We start from the raw sequence: 11,209 nt of genomic DNA, 5'->3' as shown, positions 1-11,209 counted from the left end.
TGGGGCGAAACCTGGTCACGTTGCCGGCGGCTCGCCTCGGCGTTGGAAAAGCGTGGCATCAAGCCTGGCGAAACGGTCGCCGCCATGCTGCCCAACGTGCCGGCGATGTTCGAGGCGCATTTCGGTGTGCCCCTGGCCGGCTGTGTGCTGAACACGCTGAATATTCGCCTCGATGCCGAAGCCATCGCCTACATGCTCGAGCACGGCGAGGCCCAGGCAGTGCTGGTCGACCCGGAGTTCGCCGGGGTGATCGAGGAGGCCGTCGCCCACCTGGCAATCAAGCCGCTGGTGATCGACGTGGACGATGCCATGTTCGAGGACGAGGCGCGGCATATCGGCGAGGTGGAGTACGAAGCGCTGCTGGCAGAGGGCGACCCGGACTACGCCTACCGTCTCCCCGAGGACGAGTGGGAGGCGATCTCGCTCAACTACACGTCCGGCACCACCGGCAAGCCGAAGGGGGTGGTCTACCATCACCGTGGTGCCTACCTCAATGCGGTGAGCAATATTCTCGAGTGGGCCATGCCGCACCATCCGGTCTACCTCTGGACGCTGCCGATGTTCCACTGCAACGGTTGGTGCTTCCCCTGGACCATTGCCGCCAATGCCGGCACCAGTGTCTGCCTGCGCCGGGTCGACTCGAAGAAGATCATGGACCTGATCGCCGACGAGAAGGTGACCCACTTCAGCGGTGCGCCCATCGTGCTCAACGGCTTGGTCAACCTTCCCGCGGACCAGAAGCGTGAATTCGACCATCCGGTGAAGGTCACCACTGCCGGCGCTGCGCCGCCCGCTTCGGTGATTGCCGGTGTCGAAACGCTGGGCATCGAGGTCACCCATGTCTATGGCCTTACCGAAGTCTACGGACCGGTTACCGTGTGCGCCTGGCGCGAGGCCTGGGACGAGCTGTCGCTGGAACAGCGGGCCAAGATCAAGGCGCGCCAAGGGGTGCGCTATCACATGCTGGAAGCGCTCTGCGTGGCCGATCCCAACACCCTGGAACCGGTGCCTAAGGATGGCGAGACCATCGGCGAGATCCTGATGCGCGGTAACAATGTGATGAAGGGCTATCTCAAGAACGAGGCCGCCACCGAACAGGCGCTGGAGGGCGGCTGGTATCACACCGGCGACCTCGCCGTGTGGCACCCGGACGGCTACATCGAGATCAAGGATCGCTCCAAGGACATCATCATCTCCGGCGGTGAGAACATCTCCACCATCGAAGTGGAAGATGCCATCTACTCGCATCCCGCCGTGGAAGAGGCCGCGGTGGTGGCCAAGCCCGACGAGAAGTGGGGCGAGACCCCCTGCGCCTTCGTCAAGCTCAAGATGGGCTATGGAGAGGTCACCGAGGCCGATATCATCGAACACTGCCGTGAGCACCTGGCGCGTTTCAAGGTGCCGAAAACGGTAATTTTCACCGAGCTGCCCAAGACCTCCACCGGCAAGATCCAGAAATTCGTCCTGCGCGAAGAAGCGCGCAAGCAGTGAAGGGGAGCAAGACAATGTCGCAACAGCCAATAGGTGTGGTCGGCGCCGGTACCATGGGGCAGGGTATTGCGCAGGTGCTGGTCACCAGCGGTTTTCCGGTACGGCTCTATGATGTCGCCGATGAGCAGTTGAGTCGTGCCCAGTCTGCCATCGACAAGGGACTCGGCAAGCTGGTGGCCAAGGAGAAGCTCGGCGAGGCGGAAAAGAGCGACGCCATGTCGCGACTGGAGACGACCACATCGCTCGAGGCCCTGCGCGGCTGCGAGGTGATCATCGAGGCCGCCCCCGAGCAGCCGGCACTGAAAGAGAAACTTTTCCGCGACCTGAGCCGCCTGAGCCATGACGCCATCCTGGCCTCGAACACCTCGTCACTCTCGCTGACCCGTCTCGCCGCGGTGTGCGAGCGTCCCGAGCGGGTAGTGGGCATGCACTTCTTCAACCCGGTGCCGGTGCTCAAGCTGGTCGAAGTGATTCGCGCCGAGCAGACCAGTGATGCCACCGTGGCGCGCATCGAGGCGCTGGCAACGTCGCTCGGCAAGACGTCGGTAGCGATTGCCGACTCGCCCGGGTTTGCCGTCAACCGCCTGCTGGTCCCGATGATCAACGAAGCCGCCTTTCTGTTGCAGGAAGGTGCCGCCAGCGCCGAGGACATCGATCAGTCGATGAAGCTTGGCGCCGCTCACCCCATGGGTCCGCTGGCGCTCGCCGACCTGATCGGGCTGGATGTCTGCCTGGCAATCATGGAGGTGCTGCAGGAGGGGTTCGGCGATCCTAAATATCGCCCCTGCCCGCTGCTCAGGCGCATGGTGGCGGCCGGTTATCTCGGCAGGAAATCAGGGCGCGGCTTCCACATCTACCAGTAAGCGACGATTCACTGCTGTGCTCGACCAAGAAAGGATTGCCGACCAACCAAGCGTTCGCTAGGGTTGGTCGGTATCGTCCTGACAACAAGCAAGGAGCCCTCATGAGCGAGAAGCTGATCGACGTAGTGGACAACGCCGGGGTCGTGCGCCTGACCATCAATCGTCCCAAGGCGCTGAATGCCCTTAACAGCGCCGTGTTGACCGAACTGGAAGCGGTGCTCACCGAGCTGGAAAAGCGCAACGACCTGCGTGCGGTGCTGATCACCGGTGCGGGGGAAAAATCCTTCGTGGCCGGTGCCGACATTACCGAGATGCGTGACAAGACCCCGGAAGAAGCACGCGCGTTCGCCAGCCAGGCGTTACGTACCATCAAGCGACTGGAAACGCTCCCGGTGCCGGTGGTCGCCCTGGTGAATGGATTTTGTCTTGGCGGCGGCTGCGAACTGGCGCTGGCCTGCGACTGGGCCGTAGCCAGTGACAACGCCATCTTCGGCCAGCCCGAGGTACTGCTGGGGGTGATTCCGGGCTTTGGCGGCACCCAGCGGCTGCCGCGCCGGGTGGGGCCTGCTATGGCTATCGATCTGGTTACCACCGGGCGCAAGATCGATGCCCAGGAGGCGCTGCGCATCGGTCTGGTCAACCGTGTGATGCCCCAGGCCGAGCTCGATGCCTACGCCGAGGAGCTTACCAAGCAGCTCGCCGGCAACGGCCCCCAGGCGGTGCGTGCCTCCAAGCAGGCGGTACACGATGGCCTGGATCAGGATCTCGACAGCGCCCTGGCGCTGGAAACCGCGCTGTTCGCCGTTTGCTTCGCGGGTAACGAGCAGAAGGAAGGCATGACCGCCTTCGTCGAGAAACGCAAACCGAACTTCTGACCGGTCAGCTATTACGACGTGGGAAGGCCGCAGCGTAGGTCACGCTGCGGCTTTTTGCGTTTCAGTGTCGGTCTTGATCAGGCCAGGGCGCGCCGCCGTCGGCGAATCATGCCGGTGGCGATGGCGGTACCGGCAAGGGTGATGGCCATGCCGATAAGCACTTGCAGGCTGAGCCTCTCGCCCAGCAGCAGGTAGCCCCACAGCAGCGCGCTGACCGGTACCAGAAAGGTGACCGTCGAGGTGGCGGTGGCGCCGGCGCTCGAGATCAGCCCGAAGTAGAGCAGGAAAGCTATCGTAGTGCTGAATACCGCAAGCCCCAGGCCATTGGCCCATGCCAGGCCGCTGATCGGCTCGCTGGGCCAGAGCAGCAGTCCGGGAATCAGCAGGATCAGCGCAGACATGGCGGTGCTGCCGGCAGCCAACACCCGTACCGGCAGGTGAGACAGGTGGGTCTTGGAGTAGTTGCTGGCCACGCCATAGCAGAGCGTGGCGCCCAGGGCGGCCAGAATGAACCAGCCATCGCCGCCCAGCGCGAAGTCGAGCCGGTTGGCCGAGAGCACATAGACGCCGACGAAGGCCAGCGCCAAGCCGAGATATTGCTGGCGCTGAACCGGCGTGGTGAAAAACAGCGCGCCAAGCAGGGCGGTGAAAATCGGCGTGGTGGCGTTGATCAGTGACGTGAAGCCGGCCTCGAGGCGTATGGTGGCCACGGCCAGCAGTACGAAGGGCAACACATGGTTCACCAGGCCCAGCAGTAGCAGGCCGCCCTTGTTCTCCCACACCAGTTTGAGATAGCGCAGACTGAGCAAAAGCGGGAGAAGCAGCAGAGCGGCGATACCCATGCGCACCAGAATGAGCGGTATCGGACCGAATTCCGGCACCGCCACCCGCATGAAGATGAACGACATGCCCCATAGCGTAGAGAGCAGAATCAGGCGCAGGGAGTCGGCCGGTGTCATTGCAGCGGTCCTTGGCGGCAGTGGCTGAAAAGAGAGCGTAAACGAAAAGGTCTGTAGATAGATAGCCTACTATCCATCAATAATCATGATGTAAATCATCAGCAAAAACGTCTACTCGCCAGCTGAACCAACGATTATCCAGTTCTCTTCATCGACGCTGATCGGCACCCGATCAAGCGCACAGCCGGTACCGAGTCCGCTGATCCCTTCTCCCGTGCGGGTGGAGAAGGCTGCATCGTGATTGCTGCAGCGAAGCGCCTCGCCATCCTGGCTGAGAATGCGTGGCCCGCGCTGATCGAGGGGCAGATATTGGTGGGGGCAAGCGTTGACGTAGCCGAGCAGGGCATCGTGGAGGCGTACCAGCAGCAGCGGGAAGCTTCCGTTTTCGCCTTCCAGGGTCAGGCTGTGAGTACTGCCGACCGCGATGTCATCCAGTCGAACGAGGCGCGTGCCCAACGCGGGTGCGCTACGATACTGTTGCCAGGCCTGAGTCATGCTGACGTCTCGTAATGAAAGCGGGCCGACATTGTCGCCAATGCCGGCCCGCTTGTCAGTGCCTTCACGGCACTAGGCGTCGAGATCAGTCCTCGAGTTCGATTTCCTTGGCGAGGTGGCGTTCGCCGTCGTAGTCGAAGTCGATCTCGACCTTCTGGCCTTCCTCGAGATCGTCGAAGCTGCTCAGACCGTCATCGTAGTCGGTATCATCATCGGTATGAAACACAATCCCCTGTACGGTCAGGGTACGGGCTTCATGATCCAGCGACTCGATATCGCCTTCGATATCGTCGGCACTGGCGGTGACTGAGAAGCTCAGCAGCAGGGCGGAGGTGACAACAGCAAAGCGTTTCAGCATGGTTCCTCTCCTTGATCCATGGTATGTGCACTACCAGCTTAATTAGATCGGTTCGCGAAAGCGAGTTACGAAATGTTTAGCAGAGGAAACATAAGTGAGAATCTCGGAGCTCAACGTATATCCCGTCAAGTCGCTGGGTGGCATTCGTCTTGAACATGCCACCTTGGGAGTACGCGGCCTGGCTTTCGATCGCCACTGGATGGTGGTCGACCAAGTGGGACGCTTCGTTACCCAACGGCAGCTACCGGGTATGGCGCGGATTTCGGTGCGTCTCGAAAGCGACTCGCTGGTGCTCGAGCACCCCGAAGCGGAGCCGCTGACCATCTCTCTGGAGAGGCGTGACCAGCCAGGGTTGACCGCCTACGTGTGGGACGATATCTGCCAGGCGCTGGATGAGGGGCCACAGGCATCCGAGTGGCTGGGCCGAGTGCTGGGCGACCTGAGAGGCAGCTCGCTGCGCCTGGTGCGCTTTGACGATAAGCATCATCGTCCTGTCGAGTCGCGCTATCTGCAAGGTGAAGAGGCGCATACCGCCTTTGCCGATGGCTATCCCTTTCTGATTGCCACTCAGGGTTCGCTCGAAGCGCTGAATCAGGTCCTTCAGCAGAAGGGGCTCATACCGCTGCCAATGAACCGGTTCCGCCCTAACATCGTACTCGAGGGTAGCCCAGGCTTCGCTGAGGATGGTTGGAGTGAGCTGGCTTCACTCGACGACAACTACCGTTTCGGCCTGCGCAAGCCGTGCCAGCGCTGCAAGATCACTACCATCGACCAAGCCAGTGCCACTATCGACGTACCTGGCGAGCCGTTGCAAACCTTGATCGAGATGAAGACACAACCGCTGCGTCCTGGCGCCTACTTTGGCCAGAACGCCACGCTGCTGGCTGGCGAGGGCCACACTATCGCGGTAGGCGATGTTCTCGTCCCGCACTGACAGCTGGATGTGGAAGAGCCACAAAAAAGAAGCCCGCCAGGCGGCGGGCATAAGCAAGGGACTCACGACTGCTGTGCAAGAACTGGCGTGAGCAGTCTCAAGTTAGCCCTTTTTCCTCAATGCGAATGTCATCAATTCCCCTTCCTTTGTGTAAGCAATTGCCCACGCGGCCTGTAAGGCGCTTGTATGAGTGAGCCGATAGGGCAGTGGCGAGGTTTGTATACAAGCATGAAATGACTATGATGAGGGCCCCTTTTTCAGGAGTGCCCTCGATGAGTTTGCATGTGTATCTTTCTGGTGAAATTCACACCGATTGGCGTGATGAGATCGAGCGCGGCGCAAAAGCGGCCGGTTTGGACATCGTCTTCTCCGCTCCCGTGACCGACCATGACGCCAGCGATGCCGCCGGTGACCACCTTGGAGAAGAGAGCAAGCCGTTCTGGCGCGACCACAAGTCGTCGAAGGTCAACGCCATCCGTACCAAGACGATGATCGAGCAGAGCGACCTGGTCGTGGTGCGCTTCGGCGACAAGTACAAGCAGTGGAACGCTGCCTTCGATGCCGGCTACTGCGCCGCTCTGGGCAAGCCATACATCACCCTTCACGGCGAGGAGATCGTCCATCCGCTCAAGGAGGTCGATGCCGCCGCCATGGCCTGGGCGACCACTACCGAGCAGGTGGTCGAGATCCTGCGCTATGTGACCCGTGGCTGAGGCTGGCAGCGGCAATTTTTACGGTTTTTTAAGGTTGAGCTGTGCTTTCATGCCGTCACTTCGATGATGAGGTGATGGCTGCATGCGTACCGTCGGATACGGTGTAAACGAAGTTGGCGCACGGCTAAGGTACCACTGGCGTAGCTGGTCGCCCGTGCTCAAGGTCATGTCGGTGCTGTGGGCCGTGCTTGCCGTCTTCATGACCGTTCCATGGCTCGTGCTGTTCATCGAGCGTGACCCTGACGCTCGCGCCTTCGCTCTTTCGATCATTCTCGTCATGGCGGCCGTCGCGCTGGTGTGGCTCTCCACGGTTCGCACGCGGATCGAACTCAAGCCCTGGCAGATGTTCGTCGTCACCACCTTCAGCTGGATCAGTGTCAGCGGCTTTGCCAGCCTGCCGCTGGTGCTGGGCGCACCGCAGCTCACCTTCACCAACGCCGTGTTCGAATCGGTGTCGGCCATAACCACCACGGGCTCCACCATACTGATCGGCATCGAGAGCCTTTCCGATGGGTTGAAGCTGTGGCGGGGCATCATGCAATGGCTGGGCGGCATCGGCATCATCGTCATGGGAATCGCCATTCTGCCTTTCCTCAAGGTGGGCGGCATGCGCCTGTTCCACACCGAATCGTCCGACTGGTCGGACAAGGTCATGCCGCGTACGGGGGGCATCGCCAAGGCCACTCTGAGCATCTACTGCGGCTTCACCCTGATCGCGATACTGGCCTATTGGGTGGGTGGCATGGCCCTGTTGGATGCGGTGGTGCATGGCATGACCTCCCTGGCCACCGGTGGCTTCGCCAATTCCGACGCCTCGTTCGGCGCCTACGCCGAGCAGCCTCACCTGCTGTGGATGGCATCGCTGTTCATGCTGACCGGAGCGCTGCCCTTCGTGCTCTACATCCGTACGCTGCGCGGCTCGAGCATGGCGCTGTGGCGGGATCAACAGGTGCAGGGGCTGCTGGTATTGCTGACACTGGTGATCCTTAGCCTCACGCTGTGGCGCATCTGGCTGGGCACGGCGCCGTTCGAAGCGCTCACCCACGTTACCTTCAACGTCATCTCGGTGGTGACCACTACCGGCTACGCCTCGGACGACTACAGTACCTGGGGGGCGCTGGCCTACGTGGCGTTCTTCTACCTGACTTTCGTCGGCGGCTGCAGCGGCTCTACCAGCGGCGGCATGAAGATCTTCCGTTTTCAGGTGTCCACCCTCCTGCTGCGCAATCAACTGCGCTTTCTGGTCCACTCTCAGGGGGTCTTCGCTTCGCGTTACAACGGCCAGCCGCTAACCGACGACATTACCCGTGGCGTGGTAGCGTTCTCGTTCTTCTTCTTTCTAACCATCGCCGGTTTGGCCCTGGGGCTTGCCTTGATGGGGCTGGATATGACCACGGCCCTCTCGGGAGCGGCAACCGCGGTGGCCAACGTGGGTCCGGGGTTGGGCGACATCATAGGGCCGGCGGGCAATTTCGCGCCGCTTCCGGATGCGGCGAAATGGTTGCTGTGCGTCGGCATGCTGCTGGGGCGTCTGGAGATCCTGACCGTCCTGGTACTGCTTACACCGATGTTCTGGCGCAAGTGAGGGAGCGATGACAGCATCACTACCGCTGCAGGAAGAGCTCTCACCCGATTCGGTCAGTCCGGTGCGGCCGCAACTGCTGGTCGCCCTGGGCGGCCGCAGCGAGGAAGATGCCGCGCTGGTCAGAGCGGCGCATCGTCATGCTCAGCGCGAGGGAGTCGCCTGGCGCGCGGTGCATGTCGATAACGGCCGTGCAAGTGCCAGGGAGCGGCTGACGCTTGATCAGACCCTGGCGCTGGTGGGCAGGCTCGGCGGTGAGGTGCGCATCCTGCAGGGCGCAGGACGAGCACGGGAGCTGCATGATTATGCCGTGGAGCAGGGTGTCGCCACGTTGATGATAGGGCGCACGCGTCCTTCGGGGTGGCGCTTCTGGAGGCGGCCGCTGGCGGAGCGCTTGCTGCATTTAGGTGGAACCTACGATCTGGTGGTCGTCGCCGAAGCCCGCCCCCGGTCTCGATTTCGCCATCTTCTCCACGTTCGCCGCTGGCAGCCGCTGGGCTGGCGCGAGACCTGGGTCGTGGCCGGGTGCTTTCTCGTGGCGGTAGCCGTCTCTTGGGCCTTGGAGTTCTGGCTTGAACTGGCCAACCTGTCTCTCATCTTTCTGGCCGCGGTGCTGGCCAGTGCCGCCCTGGCGGGTACGCGAGCCGCCATGCTCTCCGCCGTTCTGGGTTTTCTTGCCTTCAATTTCCTCTTCACCAGGCCGCGTTTCTCTCTGGCGATGGTCGAGCGCGAGCAACTGTTGACCGTCATCTTTTTCCTTCTGGTGGCGGTGGTGGTCGGCCAGCTCGCCGGCAGCGCGCGACAGCGTCTCATGGCGCTGCGCAGCAGTCGTGAACAGACCCACCGGCTGCTCACCTTCTCTAGGGCTCTCTCCGTCGCCACCGACCGAGAGCAGGTGTGTGATGTTGGCGTCACGACGCTGGAGCGCTGTCTGGGGGTGCCGGTGGCATTCCTCGATGAGGGTGAGGCAGGCGCGGGGCTGTCGCTACGCGGGGCACTACCGGCGAATGTCAGGCTGGGTGCCGCGGAGGAGGTCGCCGCAAGATGGAGCTGGCAGCATCTAAAACCGAGCGGTGCCGGCACGGCGATACAGTCGGAGCTGCGCTGGCGCTTCATTCCGCTCGTCGAGCAGGAACGCGTGCTGGGGATCGTGGGGCTGGAGCTCGCCGTGCGCGATCGTCCCCTGGGGCCCGATCAGGAGACGTTGGTCATTACCTTGACTCGCCAGCTCGGCATGGCCCTGGAGCGCACGCGGCTGGTGGCCGAGCTGGGTGCTTCCCGGCTCTCGGAAGAGAACGAGCGCCTGCGCTCGGCGCTGCTTTCATCGGTATCTCACGACCTGCGCACACCGCTCGCCTCGATCATCGGCTCGGCAAGCTCGCTCAGAGAGCTGGAGCCACAGCTCAGCCACAGCGACCGACGCGAGTTGCTCGACGGCATCCTGGCTGAAAGTGAGCGACTCAATCGCTATATCCAGAACTTGCTCGACATGACGCGCCTCGGGCATGGAGGTCTCAAGCTCGAGCGCGACTGGGTCTCGCTCGACGACCTCATCACCGCAGCGCTGAAACGCCTTGGCACGGCGCTGGAGGGAGTGCGAGTGGAGCGTGAGGGGGCTGCCCGGGTGCCGCTGCTCTATGTGCATCCCGCGCTGATCGAGCAGGCCCTGGTCAATGTCATCGACAACGCCGTTCGTTTTTCCCCCGCCGGCGGCCGGGTGGGAATTCTCTCCGGCCTTGATGCCGCAGGCGGGCGGCTGGAAATTCGCATCACCGATCAGGGCCCCGGCATCCCGCCGGAGCAGCGCGAGGCAGTCTTCGACATGTTCTTCACCGGCGGCAAGGGCGACAGGGGGCGCCACGGCAGCGGGCTGGGCCTGGCCATATGTCGAGGCATGTTGGGTGCCCACGGTGGCAGCGTCGAAGCGCTGCCCGGCCCCGATGGTCGTGGCACCGCCATCGTCATGCGCCTGCCGCTGGCCGTTCCCGAGGTGGTGGGTGCCGATGACGACTGAACGTTTCCACATACTCGTCATCGATGACGAGCCGCAGATTCGCCGCTTCCTGCGTATCAGTCTGCAGTCTCAGGGATTCGACGTCAGCGAGGCGGCCTCGGGTAGGGAGGGGCTGACCCTCTTCAATACGCTGCGGCCCGATCTGGTGCTGCTGGATCTCGGGTTGCCTGACATGGACGGGCAGCGAGTGCTCGAGGCGCTGCGCAGAACGGCTCAGGTGCCGGTCATCGTAGTGTCGGTTCGGGAGCAGGAGGCGGAGAAGGTACGAGCACTCGATTCGGGGGCCAACGACTACGTCACCAAGCCTTTCGGCATTCAGGAGTTGCTGGCACGGATTCGTGCACTCTTGAGGCGCCAAGGCACCGTCGGAAGCGGCTTCAGCACGCTGCGCCTGGGGCGTGCAGGGCTCGTGATAGACCTTGCGGCGCGGCGTGTGGTTCTGTCAGGCGATACCGTGCACCTCACGCCCAAGGAGTATGCCGTGCTCGATCAGCTGGCACGCCATGCCGGAAGGGTAGTGAGCCAGACCCAGCTGTTACGCCATGTCTGGGGGCCCACGCACACCCACGACACCCACTATCTGCGCATCGTCATCAGCAAGCTGCGCAACAAGCTGGGCGACGATCCACATGCGCCCCTGCTGTTGCAGACCGAAGCCGGTATCGGCTATCGCCTGCTGGTCGATCTTCTGGAAGAGCCCTAAGTCATGCCGCAAGGAGCAGTGAGATGAAGATCATCATCCTGGGCGCCGGCCAGGTCGGCGGTACGCTGGCCGAGCATCTGGCCCGCGAGGAGAATGACATCACGGTGGTGGATACCGACGGCGAGCGGTTGCGCGAACTGCATACCCGCCTCGACATCCGCACCGTGGTCGGCCCCGGCTCCTATCCCGTGGTGCTGCGTCAGGCCGGCTGCGAAGACGCCG

12 protein-coding genes are annotated in these 11,209 nt (G+C 62.6%); 9 read left to right on the top strand and 3 right to left on the bottom strand.

Features of this window, described 5'->3' with window-relative positions; genetic code table 11:
• From AC2VNO_RS05325 to AC2VNO_RS05315, 3 genes are all read left to right on the top strand, one after another.
• A partial coding sequence (locus AC2VNO_RS05325) for an acyl-CoA synthetase (protein WP_486933164.1) occupies nt 1-1,491 on the top strand: 1,491 nt, incomplete at its 5' end.
• A gap of 14 nt (nt 1,492-1,505) precedes the next feature.
• Nucleotides 1,506-2,354 carry a 3-hydroxybutyryl-CoA dehydrogenase gene (locus tag AC2VNO_RS05320; protein WP_486933163.1) on the top strand — a complete coding sequence of 283 codons (849 nt, stop codon included), beginning with the start codon at nt 1,506-1,508 and terminating at the stop codon, nt 2,352-2,354.
• 101 nt (nt 2,355-2,455) lie between these two features.
• Nucleotides 2,456-3,229 (top strand): enoyl-CoA hydratase-related protein, encoded by a 774-nt coding sequence (locus AC2VNO_RS05315; protein WP_486933162.1) that lies wholly within the window; start codon nt 2,456-2,458, stop codon nt 3,227-3,229.
• A gap of 77 nt (nt 3,230-3,306) precedes the next feature.
• Here the strand turns inward: AC2VNO_RS05315 and AC2VNO_RS05310 are convergent, their stop codons facing one another.
• The 3 genes from AC2VNO_RS05310 to AC2VNO_RS05300 form a co-directional block, all read right to left on the bottom strand.
• Complete coding sequence (locus AC2VNO_RS05310; protein WP_228575658.1) at nt 3,307-4,188, bottom strand: DMT family transporter; 882 nt, start codon at nt 4,186-4,188, stop codon at nt 3,307-3,309.
• 111 nt (nt 4,189-4,299) lie between these two features.
• Nucleotides 4,300-4,683: a Rieske (2Fe-2S) protein gene (locus AC2VNO_RS05305; protein ID WP_486933161.1), complete on the bottom strand. Its 384-nt coding sequence runs from the start codon at nt 4,681-4,683 to the stop codon at nt 4,300-4,302.
• An 85-nt stretch (nt 4,684-4,768) separates the two neighbouring features.
• Nucleotides 4,769-5,041, bottom strand: a complete 273-nt coding sequence (locus tag AC2VNO_RS05300; protein WP_486933160.1) for a DUF5666 domain-containing protein — start codon at nt 5,039-5,041, stop codon at nt 4,769-4,771.
• A gap of 94 nt (nt 5,042-5,135) precedes the next feature.
• Here AC2VNO_RS05300 and AC2VNO_RS05295 point away from each other — a divergent pair, with 94 nt between their 5' ends.
• From AC2VNO_RS05295 to AC2VNO_RS05270, 6 genes are all read left to right on the top strand, one after another.
• Nucleotides 5,136-5,975 (top strand): MOSC domain-containing protein, encoded by an 840-nt coding sequence (locus tag AC2VNO_RS05295; protein ID WP_486933159.1) that lies wholly within the window; start codon nt 5,136-5,138, stop codon nt 5,973-5,975.
• 272 nt (nt 5,976-6,247) lie between these two features.
• On the top strand, nt 6,248-6,688 hold the full coding sequence (locus AC2VNO_RS05290; protein WP_486933158.1) for a YtoQ family protein: 441 nt from the start codon (nt 6,248-6,250) through the stop codon (nt 6,686-6,688).
• Nucleotides 6,689-6,770: 82 nt separating this feature from the next.
• Nucleotides 6,771-8,273, top strand: coding sequence for a Trk system potassium transporter TrkI (trkI, locus tag AC2VNO_RS05285; RefSeq protein WP_486933157.1), 1,503 nt, complete (start codon nt 6,771-6,773; stop codon nt 8,271-8,273).
• 7 nt (nt 8,274-8,280) lie between these two features.
• On the top strand, nt 8,281-10,284 hold the full coding sequence (locus tag AC2VNO_RS05280; protein ID WP_486933156.1) for an ATP-binding protein: 2,004 nt from the start codon (nt 8,281-8,283) through the stop codon (nt 10,282-10,284).
• On the top strand, nt 10,274-10,987 hold the full coding sequence (locus tag AC2VNO_RS05275) for a response regulator transcription factor (protein ID WP_486933155.1): 714 nt from the start codon (nt 10,274-10,276) through the stop codon (nt 10,985-10,987). Before AC2VNO_RS05280 ends, AC2VNO_RS05275 begins: the two co-directional genes overlap by 11 nt.
• Nucleotides 10,988-11,010: 23 nt before the next feature.
• Nucleotides 11,011-11,209, top strand: a 199-nt coding sequence (locus AC2VNO_RS05270) for an NAD-binding protein (RefSeq protein ID WP_486933154.1), incomplete at its 3' end; no start/stop codon positions are given.

Source organism: Halomonas sp. TH-94 (assembly GCF_057473365.1).
Note: the sequence above shows the minus strand (reverse complement) of the source record. Positions and strands in the feature narration are given on the sequence as shown.

Coding starts and splice junctions, on each gene's coding strand:
- trkI (WP_486933157.1), top strand. CDS start 6,771: ATGCGTACCGTCGGATACGGTGTAAACGAAGTTGGCGCACGGCTAAGG.
- AC2VNO_RS05280 (WP_486933156.1), top strand. CDS start 8,281: ATGACAGCATCACTACCGCTGCAGGAAGAGCTCTCACCCGATTCGGTC.
- AC2VNO_RS05275 (WP_486933155.1), top strand. CDS start 10,274: ATGACGACTGAACGTTTCCACATACTCGTCATCGATGACGAGCCGCAG.
- AC2VNO_RS05310 (WP_228575658.1), bottom strand. CDS start 4,188: ATGACACCGGCCGACTCCCTGCGCCTGATTCTGCTCTCTACGCTATGG.
- AC2VNO_RS05305 (WP_486933161.1), bottom strand. CDS start 4,683: ATGACTCAGGCCTGGCAACAGTATCGTAGCGCACCCGCGTTGGGCACG.
- AC2VNO_RS05290 (WP_486933158.1), top strand. CDS start 6,248: ATGAGTTTGCATGTGTATCTTTCTGGTGAAATTCACACCGATTGGCGT.
- AC2VNO_RS05320 (WP_486933163.1), top strand. CDS start 1,506: ATGTCGCAACAGCCAATAGGTGTGGTCGGCGCCGGTACCATGGGGCAG.
- AC2VNO_RS05300 (WP_486933160.1), bottom strand. CDS start 5,041: ATGCTGAAACGCTTTGCTGTTGTCACCTCCGCCCTGCTGCTGAGCTTC.
- AC2VNO_RS05315 (WP_486933162.1), top strand. CDS start 2,456: ATGAGCGAGAAGCTGATCGACGTAGTGGACAACGCCGGGGTCGTGCGC.